The organism is Paenibacillus sp. JZ16 (genome assembly GCF_015326965.1).
In the GTDB taxonomy this organism is placed as follows: domain Bacteria; phylum Bacillota; class Bacilli; order Paenibacillales; family Paenibacillaceae; genus Paenibacillus_AQ.
In genome coordinates this window covers 2,840,886-2,866,633 of sequence record NZ_CP017659.1, presented here as the reverse complement: position 1 = coordinate 2,866,633, position 25,748 = coordinate 2,840,886, and the positions used below count along the sequence as shown (strand labels likewise).

The following is a 25,748-nucleotide window of genomic DNA, read 5'->3' as shown; positions in this document are numbered from 1 at the left end:
AACGATATGGATACCACGGAGGTTGCGATATGAAGCTAGTGTCATGGAACGTCAATGGATTGCGGGCCTGCGTAACGAAGGGATTTATGGATTATTTTCAGCAGGTGGATGCCGATATATTTTGCGTGCAGGAAACGAAACTGCAAGCGGGGCAGATCGAGCTCGATTTAGGGACGGAATATCAACAATATTGGAACTATGCGGAGAAGAAGGGGTACTCAGGAACGGCGGTATTTACGAAAATCGCCCCATTGTCCGTTCGCTATGGTCTGGAGGAAGACAGCGAGCCCGAGGGCAGAGTGATCACGCTGGAGTTTGAGGACTTCTATCTCGTAAACGTGTATACGCCGAATGCGAAGCGCGACCTGAGCAGACTGGATTATCGGCTGGAGTGGGAGGAACGGTTCCGTGCTTACTTGCTTCAGCTTGACGAACGTAAACCCGTGATTGTATGCGGCGACTTGAATGTGGCACATCAGGAAATCGATTTGAAAAATGCCAAGTCCAATCATGGCAATTCCGGCTTCACGCTGGAAGAGCGAGGCAAAATGACCGATCTGCTGGCAGCGGGCTTCATCGATTCCTTCCGCCACTTCTACCCGGACCGTACGGACGTATACAGCTGGTGGTCGTATATGGCCAAGGTAAGGGAGCGGAATATCGGCTGGCGCATCGATTATTTTCTGGCGTCTGCCCGTTTAACCGAGAAGCTGAAGGATGCCGAGATCGACTGCCATGTGATGGGAAGCGATCATTGCCCGGTGAGTTTGACGCTCAGCGAGTCATTACGTTGAAATTCAGATTTTTAAAAAAAGCCAACCGAAGAGCAGGGGACTGGATAACAGCCTTGCCTACGCCGGTTGGCTTTTATATTGAAAGCAAAGGCTCCGTTCACCCAATCTGATGCTTCAGCTTGTCCAGAAAGATCGAGGCCGGCTTCGACAGATGGTGGGTTCCGGGCTGTACCCATCCGAATGAAGAAGCAGTGTGGCCGGGGGGCATCTCCAGCTCCAGCGTTACGATGTTTCCCGAAGGTACGGGAGTGAAGCTCGAGAAGGACAAATCGACCCCCACCGTGACCGCTACATTTTCTTCGACGACCTTCTGTATGACTCTTGTCTGGTTGGTTGAGAAGAGCAGATCCATTTCCCCGTACTGCTCCTCGAATACATCCATCAGCTTGAACAGACTGTCATCCTTGTAGAGAACCAAGGGGTATTTACGCAATTCTTCGGGCGTGATCGATTGCCGCATGGCAAGTGGAGATTGACGGCTGACCCCCACCACGAATTTGCTCTCCAGCAGCTTGCCGAAGTGAAGGCCGCGGTGTTGATGAATGGTGGAATCATCGACGAAAATCAAACCGATATCCGCATGATTTTGTTTGATATCCTCAATAATATCAAGTGTCGCTTTTTCCGTAATTTCGAGTTTGATCTGGGGGAAGTCCTTCTTAAACTGGATAATGGCATCGATGGACAGCGTTAAGGGGACCGGAACGGTAGCAATCCGCAAAGATCCGCTCAGCAGGTTGGAATATCCTTCGGCTTCTGATTTCAGCTCCTGAAATTGTTCCAAAATAGCATAGGCTTTCTGGAGGATTCGCTGGCCCTCGGCTGTGGGTACGGCACCAAGCCGCGACCGGGTGAACAAGGAAAAACCGAACTCGGCTTCCAGGCTGGACACTGCTTGGCTGACGGCGGAAAGGGTAACGTTGCAATTCTGGGCTGCTTTGGTTAACGATCCTGTCTTGGCCGTCTCCACGATATATTCCAGTTGTTCAAGATTCATATGACCTCATCCTTAATCTATAGTTAAGTAATATTAATTATGTTTAAATTTACTTAAATATAACGCAGCGTTACAATGAACACAAGGACATGGACACACAATGTTCAAACAATAACGCTATTATACCCTAGGAGGTCATTGATAATGTCAGAACAACGTGTAGCGGTAATTACCGGCGGAGCGAGCGGAATCGGTCGTCAGGTCTCCCTTAAATTTGCAAGAAAGGGCGATCGTGTCGTCGTTGCCGATTATAATGAGGCAGCCGGTCAAGAGACGGTCGAATGGATCAAAAAAGAAGGCGGCGAAGCCACTTTCGTTCAAGTCGATGTTTCCAAACAAGAAAGCGTCGAGGCGCTTGTGGATAAAGCGGTTGAGCTTTACGGCCGCATCGATGTCATGCACAACAATGCGGGTATTGGCGGGGCTGGACCGGTTCTCGAGCAAAATATGGATCTCTACCATCGCACCATTAACGTGAATCAGCACGGGGTGGCTTACGGTATTATAGCAGCAGGCAGAAAGATGAAAGAGCTTGGCATTAAAGGCGTGATCATCAATACAGCATCCGTATTCGGATTCCTGGCTTCACCGGGAACGTTTGCTTATCACGCTACAAAAGGCGCTGTCATCATGATGAGCAAATCCGCTGCGCTTGAACTGGCACCATATGGCATTCGCGTCGTTGCCGTTGCTCCTGGAGCAGTGGATACACCGATTATCCAAGGTTATAAGGATTCCGGGATGCTGGATTCCATGAGAGCCAAAGTCATGGGCGGTGAATTAACACAGCCTGAGGTTGTTGCGGATACCGTGTATCTCGTGTCATTGGATGAAGCCGCTGCGATTACAGGCAGCGTGGTCATGGCTGACCAAGGTTACGCGTCATTTAAATAATGTAACGGCCATTTTATGGATTGCCAATTATCGATATACGCTAATACAAACCTCTCTTTTGAATGGATGCTGGCTGCAGCCAGCATGATTCGTAAAGAGAGGTTTTCTTGGATTTCCTGTCAAAAGATTTCCTCTCTCCACAAAAAACAGTTAAAATAGAAAAGGAAAATTTAAAAGACCATACATATGGTGTCAGACGACGATTACTGGAAGAGAGGTATATAAATATGATCATTAAACCTAGAACACGGGGATTTATTTGCACAACATCCCATCCTGTAGGCTGCGAAGCCCAGGTGCAGGAGCAGATTGATTATGTGTTACAACAGCCTGGCATCGAGGGCCCGCGCAATGTGCTGGTTATCGGCGCTTCCACCGGGTACGGCTTGTCGGCCAGAATTGCTGCCGCATTCGGCTCCCGGGCAAATACTGTAGGCGTGTATCGTCCCAGCCAGGCAACCGAGAAGCGGACCGCTTCGGCAGGCTGGTATAACTCGGTCGCATTTGAGAAGGCAGCGGAGGCTGCAGGCTTAAAATCGTTCAGCGTGACAGGAGATGCTTTCACGCAAGAGACCAAAGCCAAGACGGTTGAGCTTATCCGCAAAGAGCTGGGACAGGTTGATCTCGTAGTGTACAGTGTTGCTTCGGCGCGCCGTACGCTGCCTGAGACGGGTGAGACGGTCAGCTCCGTATTGAAGCCGATCGGACCGGCCTATACCAACAAGACGGTAAACTTCCATACGGGTGAAGTGACGGAGGTAACGATTGAGCCGGCCACGGAAGAGGAAGTGAAGAACACCGTAGAGGTGATGGGCGGCGACGATTGGGAATTATGGATGAATGAGCTGGCGGAAGGCGGCGCATTGACTCCTGATGTGACCACGATTGCGTTCTCCTACATCGGCTCCGAGATTACCAAAGCCATCTACCGGGATGGATCCATTGGACAAGCCAAGGATCACCTGGAGGCAACCGCGCTGAAATTGAACGAGAAGCTTGCTGCTGGAGGCGGGCGAGCTTATGTAACGGTCAGCAAAGCGTTAGTGACCCAATCCAGCTCAGCGATCCCGGTCGTTCCGCTGTACGTATCGGCGCTGTACAAAGTGATGAAGGAGAAGGGGCTTCACGAAGGCTGCATCGAGCAGATCTATCGTCTATTCTCCGACCGCCTCTATAAAGGGCAAGAAACGCCGGTGGATGAGAAGGGACGCATCCGTATCGACGATTGGGAGCTTCGCGAGGATGTACAGGCCGAGGTAGCCGAACTGTGGAGCAAGGTGACAAGCGAAAATATTGAAGAATTGACGGACCTTGCCGGTTACCGCCGCGAGTTCTTCCAGCTGTTCGGCTTTGAAACCGATGGCGTGGATTACGATGCGGATGTTAATCCAGTGGTCGACAATCCGAAAGCCATTTAATGAAAAAAAAGCGAGCCCCGAAATGATTGGGGGACTCGCTTTTTTTGCGTCGGAATTGGGAAGCCTCTGATTCATTCAGGTTATAGGTATGTAGATTTGGGCCTTAGAGGCATGTACCGAAGTTCTCAGCTCCAAGCTGTAGAGCGACGGGTTTGGCGTAAGGGCACGTTGTTTCAATTGCTGGATAACATAGGCATAGGACTGGTCGGTATCCTCCCTGTCGGAATGCCCCTCATGGGTGTACATGGCATATTCCTGTGTCGGCAGGGTTAAACCCACCATCCGCTCCGGCGTATCACGAATCGTCGTTACCTCGATTCCGGCTACATAGTGATAGATCTGCTGCCGATTCAAAACAGCTGCAATATACAAGGGATTCGACGTTTTCTTGCGTATATATGGAATTTCCTCCATACGGTCCTGGAGTTCCTGCCAGAGCTTTGGCTTGAGGGCTTGGGACATATAATAGGCCGTAAAAGGAAGCTTCATCTCCAGGCCGACGATCAGCGTTTGCGGTTTGATGATCCGCTGAATAGATTCATTCGTCTGTGCGGATCGTTCTCGCTTTTGCCGCGATGTCAGAATGGAGTAGCCGCCGTTTTTCCCCTCATTGGCGTATAAAGGGACACCTAAACGAGACAGCTCATGAAGATAGCGGAGCATCGTACGGTACGAAACCGAGAATTCTTCGGCTAACTCGCCAACAGTGAAGTTTTGCCGTTCATACACCCGCTGCATGACCTTAAGGATGCGTTCGGTTTTGGGCATGTTTTCGCTCCTGTGATTTTTTTATACTGTGACAGTTTCTGGCATAGTTCAAGTATATAATGAAACCAAATACAGGATAAAGGAGCATTTACTGATGACAATCGATCAACGAAACGAAGCAGCGGTTACGACTAAGGAAGCTTTTCAGGCGATAGGATTGAAGTGGGAAGGCACATTTGCCGAGGCGGGCGCAGGCGGGATACGTGCAGTGCATCGGTTGATGCAAGAGCGGCTCGCGGAGATCCCCCATGCCTTGCATACCGACACGCTGCTGGGGCTATCTTATCACGCTGTTCCCGGTGGTGACGGATTTATTCACTACGCGGTCGTGGAAGTGGAACGGATCGACGAAGTGCCGGAGGGGATGGTTACGATATCCGTTCCCGCATTAACCTATGCCACTTGTACTCATCGGAAAGAGCAGAGCATCGATCAGTCCTATAACAATATCTATGCCTGGATCAAAGAACAAGGTTACTCGGAATATAACCCGGATCATTTAACGCATTTCGAAAAATATCCGATGAGCCAGGATCCCTATGCGGATGACCCCGAATTTATCATCATGATTCCTGTTCATATATGAGAACAGAAAAGTCCTCGAAGGATTGGGCAGGTTGGGCTTGTTTCATATAGGCGGGGAAAAATGATGGAGTGCTCACCGCACGATCTAGATTTTCGTAGCGGTGAGCGAAAAATACGTCGCTACTGCGGAGTTGTACTAAGCCTTTCTAATCACGGGAATCCATAACTCGTTCTTATGCTCATCCGGAGGAAGATAGCATTCGATGGCGGGAAGCGGCGCTAGATCATAAGTTTGGGATGGTATCCACTCCGTATAAAGACGTTTCCACATCTCTGCAATGCCGCTTGGATCTCCTTCCAGCTCGAATACGGCCCAAGTGGCGGCAGGGAAATGTCGCTGTACCATCGGTTCCTGAGGCGTATCCGTGGATACGACGGACATGATGTAGTCAAAATCCTCATTCTTCCCATAGTCACCGTCTGCACAAACACCGAGTATTCCGCGGATCGGATGGTCCTGCACACGATAGTTCCATAGTTTCTCGAAAATGCCCTTCTCCTGGGCCTCCATCCAGAGGCGGGGAACGTCTTCATAAGCACGCTGCGTGCGTACCTGCTCCTTGAAACCGACAACGGAAAACTCTTTCATTTCTTCGATTCTGTAATTCATTTCGGCAGCCCCTCGCATTGAGAATTGAAAGGAGATGCGGGGATAGGCCTTCAGTTTGGTGCCGGTTTGGCGTGCAGCCGTCGGCGTTGTGCCATGCATGTTCTGGAACGCACGCGCGAACGCCTCCGGGGAATCATAACCATATTTAAGCGCTAGATCGATTACTTTGATATCGCTGTTTTGCAGCTCGTAAGCGGCCAGTGTCAGCCGGCGTCTCCGTATGTATTCGGACAGCGACACATCCGTAATGAACGGAAACATGCGTTGAAAATGATAAACGGAGCAGCATGCGATCTGAGCAGCTTCAGCGTAATCGATCTCCTCGGTTATGTGATCTTCTATATAGCCTATGGCCTCATTCATCCGCTTTACCCAATCCATCCGGTCATCATCCTTTCTAAGATCAATGTATAAGAAGGTGCGCTTGATAGGCCTAGCCGTTGCTGAACGGATTCCGCTAGCCCGGTTATCTAAGTCAAACCATCATTCCAACGCAGGTACTAGGCAAAAAATACAGCTTAGCGGTTTGGCGTCTACGGATACGAATGTCCATACTTTACGAGCACATGCCACAGCTGTTTGAGATGCTGGAAGGTTTCAGCAAATGTTCCCCAATCGCTCCATTCGCTTGAATCATGGTGCAGTTGAGCAGCTGCTTTGCCGATAATGGCTGCATCCAGCATGCCCAGCGAGCCTCCAAACCGTTGATCGATCCGCTTGGCGAGCGGCGGCATGGCGGGTCCCCGAAAATCATCCGGAACATCCCGTACAGCAAGGCAGAAGCCGGGATGCCAGGACAAGGTGAGGTTATACCGTTCACATAAAGCATGAAGCAAAGATCCAATTGGGGTGTTCCTATAGGAAGGATCGGCTACCAGGGCCTCCACATCGCTGGACAAGTCAATGACGCCATGGATCTGCGCTTCAATATAATCATCCAAGGAACGACCGACAGGCCCGGAAGAACCGGTATATGATGAAGGCAGATGAAGAAGCCGATCCAGCATGGATGGAATGTCCACATTCGGGGAACCCAGGGCCGAGCCAGTGGACTCAACTTGATGCAAGAGTGCAGCGAGAATGGAATCCCACCGACGGAGTGTGCCTACATACTCGGGACCTACATGACTGTCTCCGAACGTAAAGGTACAGCGGTTCAATACGTTAGGGGACAGCACCAACAAACAGGAGCCAAAGCGGGGAGACGCGCCATCGACATAATTCATAAGATTAAGTCCTCCGTATTTCGGCCGCTCGTCGTTACGCACACCGGGCTGCTGGTAGGCTCCGCCAAACAGGAGCCGTTCCCATTGGTCGCGGTCACCGCCCGGATAAGCGGTCTTGCTTCCATTAGTCACGCTCGTGATGAATTGGTTATGATATATGCCTTCTGCCATGAGGGATTCGATGACAGCGTGTCCGGCGGGCAGTATCCGATCCGGATGGAAATTCAACGTGACGCGGGCAAATTTTTCGATATAGGATAACAGTGAGCCGATCGTTACGGAAGCTTTTGCATGCTTCCGCAAGATGTGCTCCGTCATTTTCAAGGCGACCCTTCGCTGGCTCGCCGCTGTTGATTCGACATGAAGAATCGCTTGCTGCTGCGCTTCAGATAACCGTCCGCTCATAAGTGGATTTCCTCCATACGCTCCATACTAAACAACGATCGCTATTATCCTCATCATTTCTAGCCCACGGGCTGAGATTCCTCTATTGCTGCTGCAAATGAACGTATTCTTAGTACTTAACGGGATGAATTTATTGGGAAGGGGAACTGGCAAAGATTGCTGCTGACCAGCCATCATGCTTTAATGAAACTAACATAAATGTATATAAGAAATGGAGGTATTACATATGCAGCCTAATTTCAGCATACAGGATAAAATCGCAATCGTGACGGGGGCCAGCAAAGGCATCGGTTATGGACTAGCCCAAGCGCTGGCAGCGGCTGGGGCCAAGGTTGCCGTCATGGCACGAAGCAAGGACCTGCTCCATCCATTGGTCGAGGAAATCTCTCAGGCAGGAGGTCAGGCCAAGGCCTATGAGCTGGACGTCCGGAATGTGGAGCAGATCCGAGCCGTATTTGGTCAGGTAGCCAAGGATTTCGGCCGGCTCGATATCGTGGTCAATAACGCGGGTCTGGGAGAGGGGATGCTGGCGGAAGAGATCACGGAGGATTATTGGGATGAGATGATGGACGTGAATTTGAAGGGCGTATTTTTCTGCTGTCAGGCCGCTGGCCGTATCATGCTGGAGCAGGGGTTCGGAAAAATCATTAACGTCAGCTCCCAGGTGAGTGTCGTTGGGATTACGGAAGGGGCAGCCTATTGCGCCTCCAAAGGCGGCGTGAATCAGCTGACGAAGGTGCTGGCGCTGGAGTGGTCCAGCCGTGGCGTGAACATTAATGCCGTCGGCCCTACGTTCATCCATACGCCGGGAACAGCCGAGCGTTTGGACTCCCCTGATTTCCGCGACGGCGTCCTGGCACGGATTCCCGCAGGGCGGATCGGCACCATAGGCGATGTGGCCGGAGCCGTGATTTATCTCGCCTCCCCGGCAGCTGATCTCGTTACTGGCACTTTGCTGCTTGTGGATGGCGGCTGGACGGCACAGTAGGTAGGTTTATCGTTATCAAGCTTGCAAGCGATGGAAACCCGGCAGCGGCGAATCGATAAGACCATCACGATGCTGAACGAGGGACGTTCACAGTAGAGATATCGCCGAATGAATGGGGGATACCATCGTGGTCGAGAAAGTGGATCATTATACGATTTAGTATGTACTCGAGGGTCCTGCTTCATAGAAATATTGTGATTAATAGCCTTAGGTAATGGAAAAACCCGGTCTTGCTCTAGGCAAGCTACCGGGTTCTTTGACGATTGTATGGGGCTGGGTTATTTTAACGGAACCTGCTTGGACAATGCTTCAAATTGTTCCAGGTGAGGATTTATTTTGCTTTGAATGCTCTTGAAATAACGAATCGCGGCGTCATTTTGACGCTGTTCAGCCGCCGAATTGGCAGGGAAGATCGAAGATTTTTTGTTGATGTTGCCGTTTTTGTAATGAACGCTGAACATCGTTCCGGCGGCCCAGGCTTGCTTCATGTTTTGATTGAAGCCCATGATTTCGAGCGATTCCTTGCCTTTCTTGTAGGTAAAGCTGTAGTCGGGATCCGCGACGGCATGAATGACATCGTATCCGCTTTGGAATACACCTGCCTGGAATGTCCCCTTCTGGATCTGATTCCATCGAACGGACCCGTCAGGCAACGTCACCTTATGCGTCAGGATGCCTTCGCCATCCATTTTGTCGTTGTTCCAGCGGCCGATATACACCACCTTATGCGTCTCACCGTCTAATTGATATTCGTTAATGTATTTACCGTTTCCGGTGCGCTTCCCGTTAATGAATTCGCCGGAATATTGTTTGCCATTTCCCCACTTGATCGTACCGCGCCCATTGGGCTGGCCGTTGGCTGCTTCACCGTAATAGGATGTCCGTTCGGAGATCTGTATCCATTCCTTGGCGGAGGCCGCATCGACGGAACCCGGCAGCGGGGCTAGCGAAGTGGCTATAAGCGAAGCTGAAAGTGTTAAGGTTACGGATAATGCCGTTATTTTTTTCATGAACATGTAGGCTCCTTTGTTGAGATGGTTCTATTATACACTTCGCTGGTTACTTCTTCATTCCTCTATACGTCCTATATAATGAAGCGGAAGAGGATGGTGACTTGAATGATTGGGCCTATTCGGATATGGTTATATTTTTGGATGCAAGGATAACGGGAGGGAACAGGATATGACACATGAAGAAAACGCCGCAGGCTGGGACGCAATTGACGAGCAGCTGTTGAAGCTGTACGGGGAGCAGGAGCCGAAACATTACGGAGCCCTAATTCCTTATGCTCTTGGAGGATCCGATCCGCTGAATGGAATCAGCGCTTATACGTCGAATGCCCCTTTTCCCCATTGGCATATGGTCACTTATGGCTTTAGCGAGCTGTATGACAAGGAGTCGGACAATCTGGAGGAGAGCGGTTACGGATTCGAATTGACGTTCAGGCTGGCTAAGCGGGAGGGCGAGGAAGAGCCGCCGGCGTGGGCGCTAAATCTGCTTCAGAACATGGGGAGATACGTGTTTAACAGCGGGAATGTTTTTCGCTCGGGGGATTATTTGGATGCCAATGGGCCGATCTGCCTGGGAACCGATACGCAATTGACCGCACTCGCCTTCACCCTGGATCCCGAGCTGCCGGGGATGGATACGCCGAATGGTCGGGTAGAATTCCTGCAGATGGTTGGCATCACACGTGAAGAGCTCGAGGCGATGCAGACATGGAATACGCTTGGCGTATTACAAGCTTGTGCGGAATATATGCCGCAGTACATAACGGACCTGGATCGGGATTCGCTGCTGAAGATGCCTTCGATTTCAGAAGCCGTTGATCGGGGGAGAAAACAAGAGGGCTCGAACACCGGATTTCTCTACGTGAGCCAGCTGGCTTTTGAACCGGGGAAGAAGGGCTGGTTCAGTAAAACTCCGGCCACCTTACAAATAGGCGCCAAGCAGGCCGAAATTATCGGGAAGCTGCTGCAGGGCCGAATTCTGAAAGATAAGAAACTGAGCCTAGTAGGCTCGGATGTTCGGGTCGTTTTTGAGCCGGGGGAAGAGAGTCGCTGGACTGCAGAGGATGGAGATGTTACCCTTGTTTTGGACGATCGGACCGCGGGTGAATTTTCAAGCCGATTGCTGCCGCAGGTCAGCACCTTCGAGCTTTCTGGCTTGCAAGGAATTCGGATTGAAGTCCTGAAGACGGAAATCAAGGATCAAGAAGGAAATGTTGTACAAGTTATCGGATAGCACGGTGGAAAATAAGAATAACACAGATAGAAACAATTTCCTGTCCATATAAAATAGTTTACAATTTGAGTGATGTCTATATACTTATACTTTAAAGCGGTACATAAACATCATGCTACAGGAAATGGTTCTGACAAAGGGAGGATTACATTGAAAGCATCTATTAAAGTAGGGATCGTAGGTTATGGAAATTTGGGCAAAGGCGTACAGAAAGCCATCGGGCAAAATCCGGATTTGGAGCTGGTAGCCATCTTCACGCGCAGAGACCCGCAGCAAATGCCGGCCAATTCCGGTGCTCGCTTCGAGCATATATCAGCGGCAGAGCAATATATCGGCAAGATTGACGTTATGATTCTGTGCGGCGGTTCGGCTACGGATTTGCCTGAGCAAACACCACAGCTTGCCAGCATGTTCAATACGGTAGACAGCTTTGACACACACGCGAAAATCCCTGAGTTTTTCGAGGAAGTCAACAAAGCGGCGATGGGCGGAGGCCATGTCAGCGTCATTTCGACAGGCTGGGATCCGGGCTTGTTCTCCATGAATCGTCTGCTTGCCGAAGCGATTTTGCCGGAAGGTAAGGATTATACCTTCTGGGGCAAAGGCGTGAGCCAGGGCCACTCGGATGCCATCCGTCGTGTTCCCGGGGTGAAGGCAGGCGTTCAATACACGGTTCCAGTAGAAGAGGTTATCAACCAAATCCGTTCTGGTGAAACACCGGAGCTTGCCACACGCGAGAAGCACCGGAGAGATTGCTTCGTCGTAGCGGAAGAAGGCGCGGACCAAGAGCAAATCCGTCAAACGATTGTGTCGATGCCTAACTATTTTTCCGATTACGATACAACCGTAACTTTCATTACGCAAGAAGAGCTTGAAGCTGAGCATGCAGGCATGCCTCATGGCGGATTTGTCATTCGCAGCGGCGTAACCGGAAGCGGTAATAAACAAATTGTTGAATTTGGCCTGAAGCTTGACAGCAATCCGGAATTTACGGCCAGTGTGCTGGTATCTTATGCAAGAGCTGCCCATCGTTTGAGCAGAGAGGGACAGCAAGGCGCCAAGACGGTGTTTGATATCCCGCTGGGATACTTATCTCCAAAATCGGCTGAAGAGCTCCGCAGCGAGCTTCTATAAGCTGCAAAAAGCCCTGCCGCATATGCGGCAGGGCTTTTTTTTGTTCTTATTTATACGATACCTTGTGCGATCATGGCATCTGCTACTTTAATAAAACCTGCGATGTTAGCACCAGCCACAAGATTGCCGGCTACGCCATATTCTTCTGCAGCATCTACGGCACTGCTGTAGATGTTTTTCATGATCTGATGCAGCTTTGCATCCACCTCTTCAAAGGTCCATGACATTCTCATGCTGTTCTGGCTCATCTCCAGCGCGGATACGGCAACCCCGCCTGCATTGGCGGCTTTAGCCGGTCCGAACAGCACGCCGCTGCTGATGAACTGCTCAATCGCTTCCAGCGTGGAAGGCATATTGGCTCCCTCACCGATGGCTTTTACGCCGTTCATGATGAGTGTCTTCGCTGCTTCTTCATCCAGCTCGTTCTGCGTGGCGCATGGAAGCGCGATGTCGCATGGAATGTTCCAGATGCCCGTGCAGCCTTCGGTATACTCGGCATGCGGGTGAATCTTGACGTATTCGCTGATCCGCAGGCGATCCCGTTCCTTCAGCAGCTTGACGGTTTCGAGGTTAATTCCGTCCGGATCATACAGGTATCCGTTGGAATCACTGCAGGCGATGACGTGCGCACCGAGCTGCTGTGCTTTTTCAATCGCATAGATGGAGACGTTGCCCGAGCCGGACACCACAACGCGGCTGTCTTTGAAGCTAAGGCCCTGCGAAGCCAGCATCTCCTGTACGAAGTAGACGCAGCCGTAACCGGTTGCTTCCGTACGTGCCAGGCTTCCGCCATAGATGACGCCTTTGCCTGTCAGTACGCCGGCCTCATGTCCTCCGCGGATACGCTTGTATTGGCCGAACATATAACCGATCTCGCGAGCGCCGACACCGATATCGCCGGCAGGCACATCGGAATCAGGTCCGATATGGCGGTAGAGCTCGGTCATGAAGCTCTGGGTAAAACGCATGACTTCCTGATCGGATTTGCCTTTTGGATCGAAATCCGAGCCGCCCTTGCCGCCGCCGATGGGCTGGCCTGTGAGCGCATTTTTGAAGATTTGTTCAAAGCCAAGGAATTTGACGATGCCGGCATAAACCGAAGGATGGAATCGGATGCCGCCTTTGTACGGACCCAGCGCGCTGTTAAACTGGACGCGGAACCCGCGGTTTACTTGGGTTTTGCCTTGATCATCCACCCATGGTATACGGAAGGTGATCATTCGTTCAGGCTCGACAAGGCGTTCCAGAATACCGTGTTCCCGATATTTCGGATGCTGGGCTAAAACAGGGACGAGGGAATCGACAAATTCCCGGACGGCTTGATGAAATTCTTTCTCGTGCGGATCCCGGGCCACCACTTGGTTATAGATGGATTCCACATAGTCTTTCGCGGCATTAAGGGGTGAAGAAACAGAAATATTCGTAGTCACTTTTGCGATGCACTCCTTCAAATCGTTAAAGTAGAATTGCGTGATAAATCGTCGGTTTTGCTGAAAAGAAAGCCTGTCTCGGACAATTTGTACTAAAACATTAAAAGTTTGCACTCAGCATTTTTAAGTTAAAAAGAATTTTATAGAATCTTGCCTCGTATTACCAATAAAATGTTTTTTGCGAACTCATTAAATATTTCTATAAAGTTGTCATTTGGTGTAAGTTAATAAGCCATAACCCCGTGTTTCGTGTAGCGAAAATGCAAAAAATGATCCGAATTTGTCATGGAAAAATACAAATAAAAGGAACTTTGCCTTCAGTTTTTTCGGCATAATTAGCGTCTGAGCATATGGAAGAAATGGAATGTAATTACAGTGATTGAAGCCATGAAAAAGTTCTCGGCAGCGATGTTTATTTTGGCAATAAGTCCCTTGACGGCATAATAAAAAAGATCGAAACATGCCCGAACGGCTGTTTCGATCTTCTTATTCATATAAGGATAAGTGCGGTCTTATTTCGAAATATCGATAAATCCTTCGCCAAACACGTCGCGTACGTCGTGAATCGTGACAAAGGCGTTTTTATCCTCCGCACGGACGATTTTTTTGAGCATGGAAACTTCCTGTTTACTGATGACGATGTAGAGCACATCCTTGGTCTGCCCGGTGTAATATCCATAACCCCGAAGCACGGTCACCCCGCGGTCCATAATCTCCGTCACCCGAATCGCGATGCGGTCATGATGAGTCGAGATGATGGTAACGGCCTTTTTGGGATTCAAACCCTCGATAATGAACTCCATCGCCTTGGTGCCAATATAGAGGATGACCACGGTGAACATCACCTTCTCGATCCCGATTACAAAGACGGACAGTCCGGCCACGATCAGGTCAAAGAACAGCAGGGCATAACTGATATTCCAATCCCAATATTTATTAGCCAGACGGGCCAATATCACCGTACCTGCCGTAGTGCCGCCAACCCGTACGATGAGTCCAATCCCGACGCCGGCAAACAACCCGGCGAAGATGGCATTGATCACCGGCTCATCCGAAGCGATGTGCCAGTTCTCCGTCAAGTGCAGGAACAGAGAGTGAAAGGCAACAACGATAATGGTATAGACAGTCGTTTTTTTATCCAGAAGCTTATAGCCGACAATCAACAAAATTCCGTTAATCACTATGCCGACCAGCGCCGGGGACCATTTCAGCACATAAAACAGAATAATCGATATCCCGGTAACGCCGCCTTCGCCAAAATCGTTGGGAATGACGAATAAATTGACGGCCAGCGCAAAAATAAATGCCCCGATGAGCAGCATGATCATATCAAACGCTCTTTTTTTCATACGATATACCTCCATGACTTTCAACAAGCTCACAAAAAAAGCGACTAAAGGAAAAAATCATCCTTTAATCGCTTTATGCAAACACAGGTTGCGCAGCTCTTTTGATACTCTCATTATAATAATCATTACATGGAATGTAAATGATTTTAATTCACTGAGCGTAGGTGACGACGGAAATGCCTACGTTGTAGCCCCCCTTTTCAGGCGGGGCATTTTTTATGGGGTTTATCGAGAGGAAGGCGAGAATAGGAGCGCAACATTTCGAAATGGGGTCTGTGCTAAAACTAAAAGTGAAAGAAGAAGAGGAGATGATGAGAACATGAATACATTGAATGGGAAAGTTGCTATGGTTACGGGCTCGAGCCGAGGCATCGGACGTGCCATCGCGATACGATTGGCGAAGGAAGGAGCGTTGGTAGCCGTTCACTATGGCAAGAACCATGAGGCGGCGGAAGAGGTCGTCAGCGAGATAACACGGGCTGGCGGAGAAGCTTTCTTGGTAGGGGCAGATCTCGCCTTCTCGGATGGAATAAGTGCCCTGTACGCGGCGCTGGATGAGACATTGAAAGCACGAACAGGCAATACGTATTTCGATATTCTGGTTAACAACGCAGGGATCGGCTTAGTGGAAACCATCGAGGAGACCACGGAGGAGAGCTTTGATGATGTGATGCGAATGAACGTGAAGTCGCCATTCTTCGTGATTCAGCAGGCTCTGCCACGTCTTCGGGACGATGGGCGCATTATCAATTTATCTTCTGCAGTAACGCGAATTTCCTTGCCCAATATTCCAGCGTATACGATGACGAAGGGGGCTATTAATTCGCTGACCCTCTCTCTGTCGAGCCAGCTGGGTTCCCGCGGAATTACGATCAATGCGATCCAGCCCGGATTCGTAGCTACCGACATGAATGCTGCCATGCTTCAGGACCCTGCCTCGTTCCAATTCGGAGCCGGTTATTCGATCTTCGGAAGATGGGGTGAGCCTGGGGATATCGCGGACATAGCTGCGTTTCTGGCATCTCCGGACAGCCGCTGGATCACCGGTCAATGCATCGATGCCAGTGGAGGCTCCCATCTGTGACCTCGGTCTTAGCCGCAAATCCATGAACGTGGAAAGAGCCTCATTCCGGCGGCATGATTCCTTTTTTCGGTATTTCCTCTATAATGTTTGAAGAAGTTACAAGGCAGGAAGTACCAGGATGGAGGAAGGCCAAGGATGTGGAATATCGATTTTGAGCACCAGTATGACAAACGTTCCGGCGCAACCGAAGAACAAATGGCCCGTTTTGTTAAGGAGTGGAATGCGGAGCTGTCTGCGGCAGAAATGGAGGACATCAAGGGAAGACAAGTGAATCCTTTTCACAAAAGGTCTCCCTTTTACGACCAATATACGCCGCTCGATCCTGCAGGTTGGAAGCTGCCTCAGCGAAGTTTTCCCGCTAGCTATTTGGACTTGTTGAAGTACTCCAACGGTGGAGAGTTTCAACAGGGAGAACGTCTTTTTCAGTTCTTTAGCACGGATGACCTGAGGGAGATGAATCTGGCTTACGAGCTGCCGGAGTATATGCCGAATGCGGTGTCGTTTGCTATGGATGGAAGCGGAAATCATTATATGTTCGATATGAGGGAAGATTCGATAAACGGTGAATATCCGATTCTGTTCGCTCATTCCGGCAGCTTGGGGTATGAGGAGTGCGGACGGGTTGCGGATTCTTTGTCGGCGTTATGCACGGAGAAATGGGAGCTGTATTGAGAAGGATAGGAATGCAAGCAGGGAGCCCAGAAACCAATTGGGGGAATGTGGATACGAAGGATTATCCTTATTGGCAGGGTTAGCATATCTTGAACAGGGAGAAGGGCCCGCGCGTAATGTGCGGGCTCTTCTATTTTGCGCTCAGCAGTCGTTCACGTACATGTAACCTTTAGGCCAGTACTTCGACAGTAAAACCGCCCGGAGCTTTAACGTAGAAGGTCCATCCGTGCGCTCTTTGAGGCGCTGTGACATCAAAGCCGTCATCGCTTAGACGCTGATGGATCTCATTTACCTTTGCTTCGCTTTCCTGTATAAAGCCGATATGAAACGTCTTGGGATAGTTAACCTCGGTACCCCGCATTAAGGTCAGCACCATCCCCTGATCGTCAAACAGTGCTGCAAACGACTGGCCACGCTCGCCTCCAATTTTGAGTCCAAAATAGGTTTGCAAAAATTCCTTTGCTGCGGTTACATCGGTGACGGTGAGGTTAAGATGGTTCAGTATCATAGCGTAAACACTTCCTTTCAGGAGAATAAGCGATTCTTGATTCAAGCGTAGCACATGAATGCAAGTGGAGGGCTTACGCCGGTTTAGGCCCGGAACGGGTGACAAAACCCGTCACATAAGTTGAATGTTTCAGATAAGGCTTCGTACAAGCAAGAATAGGGAAACGTATTTTGACAGTGATTCTGCTATAATAATCGATAGATATACCCCCCCTTATTCAGAAAAAAGGTGAATTTTCATGCTTTCATTTACTAGACTAACCAAATGCAAACCCCCGATCCCGTAATTTCTTTGCCAGCCAACTAGAGATTTTTTTTGAAATGATGAGGGGGACGTTAGCTGTGCAAAGAAAAATCTCAAATCCATCCATATGGTTATTAATTATCCTTGTGGGTTTCCCGCAAATTAGTGAAACGATATATACACCATCATTACCGGACATTGCCCATCAATTGGGAGCAAGCAATAATGCAATCCAACTGACGCTCAGCATTTACTTTCTGGGCTTTGCCTTCGGTGTGTTTTGCTGGGGAAGGCTTTCGGATTCCATCGGACGTCGCCCTGCTATGCTGTGGGGCATCCTGGTTTATGGAATAGGCAGCTTGGGCTGCTATCTGTCCGGTTCGGCCGAATGGTTATTGGTGAGCCGATTCATTCAGGCCTTTGGTGCCAGCACCGGCTCGGTTGTCACCCAAACCATCTTACGTGAGAGCATCGATGGAGCCAAGCGACATGCGGTGTTTGCCCAGATTTCGGCTGCGCTTGCGTTTACGCCTGCTATTGGGCCGCTCATTGGCGGATGGGTAGATCAATCTCTTGGTTTCAGAGCAGTGTTCTTGACGCTGGTTTTGATGAGCGCCGTCATTTTGGCGTATACCTGGACTTCTCTGCCTGAGACCAGGGTAAAGTCTGTATCGAAGATTAACACCCTCTCCGTGGCCAAGCGTCTGGTCACTGACCGCAGAATATGGGGGTTCGGTTTTCTCATTGGAGCTACCAACGGCATATTGTTCAGTTACTATGCGGAGGCCCCGTTTATTTTTATTGAATTTTTTCAGATGAGTCCCGGCGGGTTCGGTTTCTTCGGTATCTTTGTTGCGATGTCATCCATCCTGGGTGCGTTGCTGTCGAAGAAACTGCTGACCAGGCTCCAGGCTGAGCGCATGATCGTGATTGGCACGATCATTACGATGCTGGGGGCCCTTTCCCTTACCGTTCTTGCTGTTAGCGGAATTAACGCCACCCTAATGCATAGGGTGTTGATGGTAGCGTGTATTTTTATTCTTCTGCTCGGTATCGGAATGGCGATTCCGAATTGCCTTAGTCTGGCGTTGAACCAATATGGAGATGTGCTCGGAACGGCAGGAGCGATCTTCGGATTGGGTTATTACATTGTCGTCAGCTTGATTACCAGCGGCATGAGCCTTCTTCACAATGGCTCGTTAATCACAATGCCCTTGTATTTTCTTGGGCTTGCGGTTGTCATGGTTTGCGTGAGCAAGAAGTTGCTGGATATACGCTGAGGTAGTCCGGTATCTTGTTCAAGTTTTATATAGGATTGAAAAGAAGCTGTCCCCTTCCTAGCAGGAGGGGCAGCTTCTTCTTGTTCCACTGGATTAATAGAGCGGCGGTGGTACGCCTACCGATAAAAGATGCCCAGCAGTAGTGCATTCTTTTATGGTCATAAATCCTAATGCCTAATTGTCATATGACATTTTGAAGTGTTTTGGCATTGTGGGTGACGAAATGACACTTGTTGATATGACAAGCCATTTGCCATACTCGGTTCAGCCAGTTGTTATGAGGCAAATACATTTTGAGGAGAGACCATGTATGAATAAAAAGACTCGCACCATCGCGGTTCTGCTATTATCCGCTATGGCAACGACCGCAATTATCCCAACTAGCAGCCGGGCAGCTGCCGCAACAATGACCACGACTAATGCACCTGTAAATTCTAGCTTGGAGGGCCCCCGCGATGCCAAGGAGCTAGAAGCATTTGCAGATATCGTTTTTGCGGACGTGATGAAGAAGTATAACACAGTCGGTTCTAATTTTGCGGTCGTGGCCGATGGGAAAGTGTTACTAAGCAAAGGTTACGGTTATGCCGACAAAGAAAAGAAGATTCCCGTTGATAAAGACACCGTTTTCCAGATCGGCTCTGTTACCAAGACATTCACGGCCTTGGCGGCTATGCAGTTGGTCGATAAGGGGAACATCGATTTACGAGGCGATATTCAAAAGTACTTAGGAGGAGTGAAGATTCCGAATAAAACGGGGAAAAAGCTGACCATGTATGATCTGCTTACCTATGCAACCGGATTTGAATCACCCGATATCTCTTCGTATTATTCACCGGAATATGTTAACAAAAACTTTCCAATAAAGGATTTTGTCAAATCACATATGTCAGCGGTAGTGAGGCCTCCGGGAGAAGCATACGTTTATGACAATCTTGGGTTTTTGCTAGCGGGGTATGCGGTAGAGAACGTCTCGGGAATGCCCTATTCGAAGTATATGGAGAAAAACATTTTCACCCCGTTAGGCATGACCTCAACGAGTGTACGGTTTACGCCCGAACTATTAGGCAGAATGGCTGCTCACTATGGACCGAAGGGTGAAAAGATCCCCATGGATGGAACTATGCCTACAGAAAAACCTGAAGGTGGTATCATTTCAACAGCAGATGACATGGCGAAGTATCTCTTAATGCATCTGAACAAAGGAAAGTATGATGGCAAAGAAATTGTGAGCCAAAAAAGCATAGAGCAAATGCACACATACCAGTTTTATGCTGATAAAACGATTCCACTTACAACAATCGGGTTCGAAGGCTATTTCAATGAGAAGATGAATGGTCAACATGTGATTCTAAAAGGAGGAAATGTTACAGGGCATTCATCCCTGATTGTTATTCTGCCAGAGAAAAATGTAGCCTTCTATATGTCCAACAATGACGATAACCCCTATGTGAGCATTGACGTGTATGAAGCGTTTATGAATCACTATTATCCAAGAAAAACAGAAGTTTCAAAGCCAACCTATTCGGCAATCAGTGAGCAGCAAGCCAAAGCGTATGTCGGATTATATAAAAACACGCGTATGGAGGCCTCAAGGACTATGGTTTCTTATTCGAACGGGAAATTAGTTACGGAAACAGCTTCAGGCAAGCATACGCTGAAAATGATCCACCCTTTATTGTTCGAAGATGAATCAGGTACTAAAGTGACGTTTAAGAAAAACGCAGCTGGCCATATTGCATATATGTATTCTACGGGCCTACCAGACTTAGTTGCATTTTCAGAAAAAGTTAACGTGGATTCACCTTTCTCTGATGTACCTGCGAATAGTAAGTATAAATCATATATTAACAATCTCAAGGCTTTGAAAGTCATGAACGGGAAGTCTTCCCATATCTTTGATCCAAAAGGAACGATGACTCAAGGCGAATTCTCAGAAGTGCTGCTTCGCGCCCATGGGTGGCATAAACAGCCTTACATGATTGAACTCAATAAGAAGCAGATGAAAGCCGGACTGCCTAATTATCAGCCTAATTCTCCGATCACTAGACAAATGGCGGCGGTGATGATCCAAAACCTGAAGCAGGTAGAGCCTAGAACGAAGGTTAAACTGAGTGGCACAACGGATGCCTGGGCAGTTGAAGCCATCAAAGCGCTTATATCTCAAGGGATCATGGACCCGGATACCAAGGTTAAATCTGATGGTTCCGTGAATTTCCGTTCAAAAGAACTTTTGAAACGCCAAGAGGCTAGTGCCTTATTGGATCAAGCATTTAATTACTATACTTTACCGATTGGTCACTAATTTACCCGACTCGACTATAAGCATGCTGAGGCTGTCCTCCGTCGGAAACCTGACGAATAACGACGCCCTGGCGGCATTGGATCATTTGGCCTTCCTCCATTTGTCGCTGCCGAAAGTCAAGCGCCTGTGCGATTTCTCTCATATAAAATCTTCGGCAGCTCGAACTGGATTACATGAAATCCCTGCAGGTGATGGACAATCTGTGGACCGCGGACCGGTTGGAGGTTCTAATGCTGAAGGAGATTCCTACAAGGATCAAGGCAGAAGTATTCGATGGCTTAACAAGAATGGAGTGCCTGCGCCAGCTAGACTTCCGGTTTATCGATACCGGCAAAGGCCGAATTGCAGCACTCCGATCAACAAAATAATGAAAAGCCCGCAATGGTAGCGGGCTTTTTGCGATTTCAATCTTTGTATTCCTCTCCGCTCGCCACCGGGTTCTCGTCAAACGAGATCCAATCGCTCCATCTTCCGGAATATAGCTTCACGTTGGTACTTTATAGTCTTCCAATTGCCACGATCAACGCCAGAACTACAAAAAAGATATTCACGCCGATCTCCCGGTACTCTTTTCGCCAAATATGAAACATCATCCCGAGCAGTGCGACCGCAGCCAAAGCCATCGCGGCGATCGGCGTAAGCACCGGAGCTATGTTCAACGCCCACGGCAAAACAAGGCCCGGCGCTCCGAGTAGTTCTGCGATTCCGATCAGAACAACTAGAGTTTTCGGTACATCCTTTACCCAGGACCATGTCTTTTTTGATGACTCGATACGAACGGTTTTCATCCATCCCGAATATACGAAGCCTGCCGCCAATATGATTTGTACGATCCATAACGTCACATTCATCTTTTCTTTTCCCCTCACTTGTTCGATTTCGATATCTGCCTCTATACTAAAGTGAGAAAGTCCAATCAGGAAGTAGGCACTTAAACCTAACCAGGTAACCAAAAGTTAACCCTTGGCATGACAAGAAAGTGAGGAATAAGAATGACGGTGTATTGCAAATTCGGAACCGCGCTGGAAATCCTCACGGGCAAATGGAAATCATTGATTCTTCTACGCCTGCTGATCAACGGTACAATGCGGTTCAGTGAATTACAAAAAGCCATTCCGGATATTTCGAAAAAGATGCTGGCCCAGCAGTTGAAAGAACTGGAATATCACGATATTGTGCATCGCGAAGTGTATGCGCAAATTCCGCCAAAGGTCGAATACTCGATTACAGAGTACGGACAGCTCATGAAGCCCGTGCTCCAGACAATGAGCGACTGGGGGGCCGGGCATGTGCAGCATATGCAGAAGCTGTACGGCGAAGAAGACGAAGCAGAGGCAAAACCGTCCGACCTTCGGAAAATCGATTCCTTGCGGTAAACGTTTCAGTATTAAGCGCACGCTAAAAAAGCCCGCAAAAATCGCGGGCGTTTCCTTTTTCTAAGTATACAAATAAAAACGAACGCTTAACCCTCTTCCCCTGTAGCTACCGGATTCTCCTCATAGCTGATCCAATCGCTCCAGCTGCCTGCGTACAGCTTCACATTGCCGTAACCGGCTTCCTCCAGGGCAAGCACGTTCGGACAAGCGGTGACGCCGGAGCCGCAGTATACGATAATCTCGGCATCCTCCGGAATGTCGGAAAAATGCTTGCGAAGCGCGCCTGCATCCTTCCAATGTCCGGCGTCGTCCAGGACGCCCTTCCAGAAGCAGTTCACCGCACCCGGAATATGTCCGGCTTTGGCGTCCAACGGTTCCTCGGCTCCGGCATATCTGCGCGGTTCGCGTGAATCGATGAGAATTTTGTTACCATGCTGCGAAGCCGCGCGCACCTCATCTACGAGGACCAGTTTATCGGGCTTAAGGTTGATGTCATAGGGTACCGGAATGACGATCGGCTGTTCATCCGTTACCGGATACGAAGCGTTCTTCCAAGCCGTAAAGCCTTCATCCAACACATAGGCCTGTTCATGCCCGGTGTATTTCAGCAGCCACCATAAACGGCTGGCCATAGCTCCGCCCTGGTCGTCGTAGATGACGACACGGCTGCTCTTCTGAATGCCGGACTGGCCGAGACGCTTTGCAAGCTGATCCAAGTCCGGTAGAGGATGGCGTCCGCCATGTTGGGTGATAGGGGAGGAGAGGTCCTTCTCCAGGTCGAGGTAAACGGCACGCGGAATATGCGATTCCTCGTAAGCGGCTCGGCCGCTTTCCGGCTTCCCGAGGGCAAAACGGCAGTCGACGATGACCAGATCCGGTTCATAGAGTCTCGCCAGCAGCCATTTCATTGACACGATATTGTTCATATACCAGGACACCGCCTTCTATTAAGAAATAATGAGATTAAGTAACCGAATTATATCATATTGCTGCTTCCGATTACGTATATAACTAAAAAGTCGACCTGTCTCATAGAAGGATGAGATCAGGTCGACGATATGAGAATGAATAATGGCAAGAATCAGGATAAACGCTTTATTTCTTGATAGCTTGAAGCAGCATGGAGGTGTAAGCCTCGGCGCCTTCCGGCTCCAGATGGACACCGTCAGACCGGAAGTATTCCGGATGATCCTTACTGGCTGAATACCAATCCACCAGCGTAACTTTTGGGTTCTCGGCAGCCGCTTTTGCCAGCATGCCGTTCACGTTCTGTTCCCAATCACGCGGAACCCGCGTGTTGATAAGCAGAATTTGCTTAGCTGAGTCCAGAGGACGCAGAAGAGAATCCAGATCCTTTTTCGAGAAAGCGCCGTTGGTCCCCAGCCCGATGATGATAACGCCGCCATCTATCCGATTCTGGGTCTTCATAGCAGGGATCAGGTCATCGGCCTGACGCATTTGGCGGCCTATCTCTGCATCGATGTGAATGCCGGGCAGCGATTTCTCGAGATAAGTGGATACCCCGAGCATGACCGAATCACCAATGGCCGTGACGGTGGACTGGGATACCGGAGGATTTTGAGGCTTATTCGTTGGCTGCGTTTGATTGCTCTTACCGCCTGTCGTTTCGCTTCCCGAGTCCTTGGATTGATCCGGCTTATCGGCCTTCTCCTCACCAGGTTTACCCGCTTTATCTTCATTCGGTTGATCCGGGATTGTTTTTTCGGAATCAGCCTTATCCGGGTCTTCGCTCCCTGTGTCGGTGTTCTTGTCTTCGTTGTCAGCGTCATTTCCAGCAGGAGGGTCCGGCTCTTCGTTTCCGCCAGTATCTTCATCGCCAGAATGTGTCGCTTCGTTCGGAAGCGGCATTTCATCCGTTTCTTTAGCAGGGTCCGGCTTCTTAATAACACCAGGCTGCTTCGCGTCGGTAGGCGGAGGGGAGATGTTCCCGTCGTCAGTGCCTGCAGGAAGCGGCGTTTGTCCTTGCGGTGGCTCCATCGCTCCGGACTCTCCGCCTTGATTCTGATCCGGTTCTTCCGGGGCAGGGTCATCAAGGTTCAGCATGGCAGCGATATCGCCTACCGTTCTCGCAGAAGATACGCTGCTCATCATCCCTGAGCAAAAAATACCGATTAGAATGAGCGAGCTTAGCGACACGACCCAGCCTCTTAATGAAATCGAAGCCGGACGGCGGCGAATGGAGCGGGCTTTAAACCATACCTTCTTCAGTCCGCCATGACGTATCGGTTCTTCAACATACTTCCAGGATAGGGCGGCCAGCAGAACGCTTGCCGCGATTTGCAGTGCAACCTGAGGCAGACTCAGATTGCCTGTGCCGGATGCAGGTGAGGTCAGGATCATCACCGGGTAATGCCATAAGTAAATGCCATAGGATCGAACGCCAATCCACAACAGGGGCTTCCAGCTTAACAAGCGGCTGATCGAAGCTGCAGGATGCGCCAACACCGCAACGAGGACGGCGGCGGCCAGAGAGAAGAGGAACATTCCCCCTTGATACAGGAACGAATCGTACCGGTCCACCCGCCACATCATGAACAGTATGATGAGCAATGCCACTGCGCCTGTTAGGTTGAGTCTGCGCCGGGCAGCCCTTGAAACATGGGTGGACAGCTTCCAGCTGGGCCATACGATAGCAAGCCCTGCTCCGATGAGTAAACCAAACGCCCGGGTATCCGTTCCGTAGTAGACCCGGCTAGGATCATCTCCCGGTTGATAGATCACTGCCATGGCGAGAGCTGAAATCGCGGCTCCGGCAGCAATGAAAGTGAACAGCTGTCCCCTGCGGGGGAATAGCTTGAGTACGGCTAACATGATTAGGGGCCACAGCAAGTAGAACTGTTCTTCCACGGCAAGCGACCAGAAATGCCCCAGTGGAGACGGCGGGCCAAATGATTCGAAATAAGATTGCTGCTGAAAAATAAACTGCCAGTTGCTTATGTATGTAACCGCACCGAGCACCTCACTCCGAAGCGTAGCCAGCCGAGATCGGTCAAATAGCGTAACCCACACCACCAGGATGAACAGCATGAGCAGCATGGCCGGCAGGAGACGTCGGAACCTTCGGATCCAGAAATCTTTCAGATCGATCCGGCGATGATGATGCCATTGCGATGCCAGAATATCCGTAATGAGATAGCCGGACAGTACGAAGAATAAACTGACTCCGAGAAAACCACCGCCTGCAAAACCGAAATTCCAGTGGTATCCCATCACTCCGATCAAGGCGAGGGCCCTCAGCCCATCAAGACCGGGCATGTAGCGTGAATGTGGCTTATCTGATGCCGGCACGGGAGATCACTCCTTTCGAAGGATCTGCGCTTACGCCGCCCTGGAACAGCCGCTGCGATAATATGTAGGACATATTCTCAAACGTCTGGGTGCTGAATAGTGAATGTGTCATTTGGAACATGGTAAACCTTC

26 protein-coding genes are annotated in these 25,748 nt (G+C 49.7%); 13 read left to right on the top strand and 13 right to left on the bottom strand.

The window, feature by feature from the left end:
* The first annotated feature begins 29 nt into the window (after nt 1–29).
* Nucleotides 30–794, top strand: a complete 765-nt coding sequence (locus tag BJP58_RS12920; protein ID WP_194544245.1) for an exodeoxyribonuclease III — start codon at nt 30–32, stop codon at nt 792–794.
* Nucleotides 795–891: 97 nt separating this feature from the next.
* On the opposite strand, the gene BJP58_RS12915 is transcribed toward BJP58_RS12920, so the two are convergent.
* Entirely contained in the window at nt 892–1,791 is a 900-nt protein-coding gene (locus tag BJP58_RS12915) for a LysR family transcriptional regulator (protein WP_071217930.1), read from the bottom strand.
* Nucleotides 1,792–1,935: 144 nt separating this feature from the next.
* On the opposite strand from BJP58_RS12915, the gene BJP58_RS12910 reads away from it, so the two are divergent.
* Together BJP58_RS12910 and fabV are read left to right on the top strand one after the other, a co-directional pair.
* Nucleotides 1,936–2,685 carry an SDR family NAD(P)-dependent oxidoreductase gene (locus BJP58_RS12910; RefSeq protein WP_194544244.1) on the top strand — a complete coding sequence of 250 codons (750 nt, stop codon included), beginning with the start codon at nt 1,936–1,938 and terminating at the stop codon, nt 2,683–2,685.
* Between the two features lie 227 nt (nt 2,686–2,912).
* Nucleotides 2,913–4,103 (top strand): enoyl-ACP reductase FabV, encoded by a 1,191-nt coding sequence (fabV, locus tag BJP58_RS12905; protein ID WP_194544243.1) that lies wholly within the window; start codon nt 2,913–2,915, stop codon nt 4,101–4,103.
* A 75-nt stretch (nt 4,104–4,178) separates the two neighbouring features.
* Here the strand turns inward: fabV and BJP58_RS12900 are convergent, their stop codons facing one another.
* Nucleotides 4,179–4,871 (bottom strand): GyrI-like domain-containing protein, encoded by a 693-nt coding sequence (locus BJP58_RS12900; RefSeq protein WP_194544242.1) that lies wholly within the window; start codon nt 4,869–4,871, stop codon nt 4,179–4,181.
* A 94-nt stretch (nt 4,872–4,965) separates the two neighbouring features.
* Between BJP58_RS12900 and BJP58_RS12895 the strand changes: the two genes are divergently transcribed.
* Entirely contained in the window at nt 4,966–5,457 is a 492-nt protein-coding gene (locus tag BJP58_RS12895; RefSeq protein ID WP_194544241.1) for a GyrI-like domain-containing protein, read from the top strand.
* Nucleotides 5,458–5,592: 135 nt separating this feature from the next.
* Here BJP58_RS12895 and BJP58_RS12890 read toward each other — a convergent pair whose 3' ends face one another.
* Complete coding sequence (locus BJP58_RS12890; protein ID WP_194544240.1) at nt 5,593–6,447, bottom strand: AraC family transcriptional regulator; 855 nt, start codon at nt 6,445–6,447, stop codon at nt 5,593–5,595.
* 152 nt (nt 6,448–6,599) lie between these two features.
* Complete coding sequence (locus tag BJP58_RS12885) at nt 6,600–7,697, bottom strand: DUF3626 domain-containing protein (protein ID WP_194544239.1); 1,098 nt, start codon at nt 7,695–7,697, stop codon at nt 6,600–6,602.
* A gap of 226 nt (nt 7,698–7,923) precedes the next feature.
* On the opposite strand from BJP58_RS12885, the gene BJP58_RS12880 reads away from it, so the two are divergent.
* Complete coding sequence (locus BJP58_RS12880; protein WP_194544238.1) at nt 7,924–8,685, top strand: SDR family NAD(P)-dependent oxidoreductase; 762 nt, start codon at nt 7,924–7,926, stop codon at nt 8,683–8,685.
* Between the two features lie 278 nt (nt 8,686–8,963).
* On the opposite strand, the gene BJP58_RS12875 is transcribed toward BJP58_RS12880, so the two are convergent.
* Complete coding sequence (locus BJP58_RS12875) at nt 8,964–9,695, bottom strand: MORN repeat-containing protein (RefSeq protein WP_194544237.1); 732 nt, start codon at nt 9,693–9,695, stop codon at nt 8,964–8,966.
* Nucleotides 9,696–9,867: 172 nt separating this feature from the next.
* Between BJP58_RS12875 and BJP58_RS12870 the strand changes: the two genes are divergently transcribed.
* Both BJP58_RS12870 and BJP58_RS12865 read left to right on the top strand, forming a co-directional pair.
* Complete coding sequence (locus BJP58_RS12870) at nt 9,868–10,929, top strand: suppressor of fused domain protein (protein ID WP_194544236.1); 1,062 nt, start codon at nt 9,868–9,870, stop codon at nt 10,927–10,929.
* 150 nt (nt 10,930–11,079) lie between these two features.
* The gene (locus tag BJP58_RS12865; RefSeq protein WP_194544235.1) at nt 11,080–12,063 is read left to right on the top strand and encodes a diaminopimelate dehydrogenase; all 984 of its coding nucleotides are present in this window, start codon (nt 11,080–11,082) and stop codon (nt 12,061–12,063) included.
* A 50-nt stretch (nt 12,064–12,113) separates the two neighbouring features.
* Here BJP58_RS12865 and gdhA read toward each other — a convergent pair whose 3' ends face one another.
* Together gdhA and BJP58_RS12855 are read right to left on the bottom strand one after the other, a co-directional pair.
* Nucleotides 12,114–13,493 carry an NADP-specific glutamate dehydrogenase gene (gene gdhA, locus BJP58_RS12860; protein ID WP_071217941.1) on the bottom strand — a complete coding sequence of 460 codons (1,380 nt, stop codon included), beginning with the start codon at nt 13,491–13,493 and terminating at the stop codon, nt 12,114–12,116.
* 512 nt (nt 13,494–14,005) lie between these two features.
* Entirely contained in the window at nt 14,006–14,842 is an 837-nt protein-coding gene (locus tag BJP58_RS12855; RefSeq protein WP_071217942.1) for a YitT family protein, read from the bottom strand.
* A gap of 319 nt (nt 14,843–15,161) precedes the next feature.
* Here BJP58_RS12855 and BJP58_RS12850 point away from each other — a divergent pair, with 319 nt between their 5' ends.
* Nucleotides 15,162–15,926, top strand: a complete 765-nt coding sequence (locus tag BJP58_RS12850; RefSeq protein ID WP_194544234.1) for an SDR family oxidoreductase — start codon at nt 15,162–15,164, stop codon at nt 15,924–15,926.
* A gap of 135 nt (nt 15,927–16,061) precedes the next feature.
* Nucleotides 16,062–16,598, top strand: coding sequence for an SMI1/KNR4 family protein (locus BJP58_RS12845; RefSeq protein ID WP_194544233.1), 537 nt, complete (start codon nt 16,062–16,064; stop codon nt 16,596–16,598).
* A 169-nt stretch (nt 16,599–16,767) separates the two neighbouring features.
* Here BJP58_RS12845 and BJP58_RS12840 read toward each other — a convergent pair whose 3' ends face one another.
* Nucleotides 16,768–17,106: a VOC family protein gene (locus BJP58_RS12840; protein WP_071217945.1), complete on the bottom strand. Its 339-nt coding sequence runs from the start codon at nt 17,104–17,106 to the stop codon at nt 16,768–16,770.
* 341 nt (nt 17,107–17,447) lie between these two features.
* On the opposite strand from BJP58_RS12840, the gene BJP58_RS12835 reads away from it, so the two are divergent.
* Together BJP58_RS12835 and BJP58_RS12830 are read left to right on the top strand one after the other, a co-directional pair.
* Entirely contained in the window at nt 17,448–18,629 is a 1,182-nt protein-coding gene (locus BJP58_RS12835; RefSeq protein ID WP_194544232.1) for a multidrug effflux MFS transporter, read from the top strand.
* Between the two features lie 310 nt (nt 18,630–18,939).
* A complete protein-coding gene (locus BJP58_RS12830) occupies nt 18,940–20,931 on the top strand; it encodes a serine hydrolase domain-containing protein (RefSeq protein ID WP_194544231.1) in 1,992 nt (663 codons plus the stop codon).
* A gap of 1 nt (nt 20,932) precedes the next feature.
* Here BJP58_RS12830 and BJP58_RS33615 read toward each other — a convergent pair whose 3' ends face one another.
* Nucleotides 20,933–21,073: a hypothetical protein gene (locus tag BJP58_RS33615; RefSeq protein WP_233355061.1), complete on the bottom strand. Its 141-nt coding sequence runs from the start codon at nt 21,071–21,073 to the stop codon at nt 20,933–20,935.
* 31 nt (nt 21,074–21,104) lie between these two features.
* Between BJP58_RS33615 and BJP58_RS33610 the strand changes: the two genes are divergently transcribed.
* Entirely contained in the window at nt 21,105–21,299 is a 195-nt protein-coding gene (locus BJP58_RS33610; RefSeq protein ID WP_233355060.1) for a hypothetical protein, read from the top strand.
* A gap of 129 nt (nt 21,300–21,428) precedes the next feature.
* Here the strand turns inward: BJP58_RS33610 and BJP58_RS12820 are convergent, their stop codons facing one another.
* The gene (locus tag BJP58_RS12820) at nt 21,429–21,782 is read right to left on the bottom strand and encodes a DoxX family protein (RefSeq protein ID WP_194544230.1); all 354 of its coding nucleotides are present in this window, start codon (nt 21,780–21,782) and stop codon (nt 21,429–21,431) included.
* A gap of 141 nt (nt 21,783–21,923) precedes the next feature.
* On the opposite strand from BJP58_RS12820, the gene BJP58_RS12815 reads away from it, so the two are divergent.
* Nucleotides 21,924–22,307 (top strand): winged helix-turn-helix transcriptional regulator, encoded by a 384-nt coding sequence (locus tag BJP58_RS12815; protein ID WP_194544229.1) that lies wholly within the window; start codon nt 21,924–21,926, stop codon nt 22,305–22,307.
* Between the two features lie 86 nt (nt 22,308–22,393).
* Here BJP58_RS12815 and BJP58_RS12810 read toward each other — a convergent pair whose 3' ends face one another.
* The 3 genes from BJP58_RS12810 to BJP58_RS33905 all read right to left on the bottom strand — a co-directional run bounded on the left by BJP58_RS12810 (nt 22,394) and on the right by BJP58_RS33905 (nt 25,728).
* Nucleotides 22,394–23,233 (bottom strand): sulfurtransferase, encoded by an 840-nt coding sequence (locus BJP58_RS12810; RefSeq protein ID WP_194544228.1) that lies wholly within the window; start codon nt 23,231–23,233, stop codon nt 22,394–22,396.
* 169 nt (nt 23,234–23,402) lie between these two features.
* Entirely contained in the window at nt 23,403–25,616 is a 2,214-nt protein-coding gene (locus BJP58_RS12805) for an acyltransferase family protein (RefSeq protein ID WP_194544227.1), read from the bottom strand.
* A complete protein-coding gene (locus BJP58_RS33905; RefSeq protein WP_259445169.1) occupies nt 25,600–25,728 on the bottom strand; it encodes a hypothetical protein in 129 nt (42 codons plus the stop codon). Before BJP58_RS33905 ends, BJP58_RS12805 begins: the two co-directional genes overlap by 17 nt.
* Nucleotides 25,729–25,748 lie beyond the last annotated feature (20 nt).

What these genes read in the sequence shown, in the direction of transcription:
- BJP58_RS12845 (WP_194544233.1), top strand. Translation starts at nt 16,062, where the DNA reads ATGTGGAATATCGATTTTGAGCACCAGTATGACAAACGTTCCGGCGCA.
- BJP58_RS33905 (WP_259445169.1), bottom strand. Translation starts at nt 25,728, where the DNA reads ATGACACATTCACTATTCAGCACCCAGACGTTTGAGAATATGTCCTAC.
- BJP58_RS12820 (WP_194544230.1), bottom strand. Translation starts at nt 21,782, where the DNA reads ATGAATGTGACGTTATGGATCGTACAAATCATATTGGCGGCAGGCTTC.
- BJP58_RS33615 (WP_233355061.1), bottom strand. Translation starts at nt 21,073, where the DNA reads ATGAGAGAAATCGCACAGGCGCTTGACTTTCGGCAGCGACAAATGGAG.
- BJP58_RS12870 (WP_194544236.1), top strand. Translation starts at nt 9,868, where the DNA reads ATGACACATGAAGAAAACGCCGCAGGCTGGGACGCAATTGACGAGCAG.
- BJP58_RS12910 (WP_194544244.1), top strand. Translation starts at nt 1,936, where the DNA reads ATGTCAGAACAACGTGTAGCGGTAATTACCGGCGGAGCGAGCGGAATC.
- BJP58_RS12815 (WP_194544229.1), top strand. Translation starts at nt 21,924, where the DNA reads ATGACGGTGTATTGCAAATTCGGAACCGCGCTGGAAATCCTCACGGGC.
- BJP58_RS12900 (WP_194544242.1), bottom strand. Translation starts at nt 4,871, where the DNA reads ATGCCCAAAACCGAACGCATCCTTAAGGTCATGCAGCGGGTGTATGAA.
- BJP58_RS12890 (WP_194544240.1), bottom strand. Translation starts at nt 6,447, where the DNA reads ATGGATTGGGTAAAGCGGATGAATGAGGCCATAGGCTATATAGAAGAT.
- BJP58_RS12840 (WP_071217945.1), bottom strand. Translation starts at nt 17,106, where the DNA reads ATGATACTGAACCATCTTAACCTCACCGTCACCGATGTAACCGCAGCA.
- BJP58_RS12895 (WP_194544241.1), top strand. Translation starts at nt 4,966, where the DNA reads ATGACAATCGATCAACGAAACGAAGCAGCGGTTACGACTAAGGAAGCT.
- BJP58_RS12830 (WP_194544231.1), top strand. Translation starts at nt 18,940, where the DNA reads ATGAATAAAAAGACTCGCACCATCGCGGTTCTGCTATTATCCGCTATG.
- BJP58_RS12850 (WP_194544234.1), top strand. Translation starts at nt 15,162, where the DNA reads ATGAATACATTGAATGGGAAAGTTGCTATGGTTACGGGCTCGAGCCGA.
- BJP58_RS12915 (WP_071217930.1), bottom strand. Translation starts at nt 1,791, where the DNA reads ATGAATCTTGAACAACTGGAATATATCGTGGAGACGGCCAAGACAGGA.
- BJP58_RS12880 (WP_194544238.1), top strand. Translation starts at nt 7,924, where the DNA reads ATGCAGCCTAATTTCAGCATACAGGATAAAATCGCAATCGTGACGGGG.
- BJP58_RS33610 (WP_233355060.1), top strand. Translation starts at nt 21,105, where the DNA reads ATGAAATCCCTGCAGGTGATGGACAATCTGTGGACCGCGGACCGGTTG.
- BJP58_RS12875 (WP_194544237.1), bottom strand. Translation starts at nt 9,695, where the DNA reads ATGAAAAAAATAACGGCATTATCCGTAACCTTAACACTTTCAGCTTCG.
- BJP58_RS12855 (WP_071217942.1), bottom strand. Translation starts at nt 14,842, where the DNA reads ATGAAAAAAAGAGCGTTTGATATGATCATGCTGCTCATCGGGGCATTT.
- fabV (WP_194544243.1), top strand. Translation starts at nt 2,913, where the DNA reads ATGATCATTAAACCTAGAACACGGGGATTTATTTGCACAACATCCCAT.
- BJP58_RS12920 (WP_194544245.1), top strand. Translation starts at nt 30, where the DNA reads ATGAAGCTAGTGTCATGGAACGTCAATGGATTGCGGGCCTGCGTAACG.
- BJP58_RS12885 (WP_194544239.1), bottom strand. Translation starts at nt 7,697, where the DNA reads ATGAGCGGACGGTTATCTGAAGCGCAGCAGCAAGCGATTCTTCATGTC.
- BJP58_RS12810 (WP_194544228.1), bottom strand. Translation starts at nt 23,233, where the DNA reads ATGAACAATATCGTGTCAATGAAATGGCTGCTGGCGAGACTCTATGAA.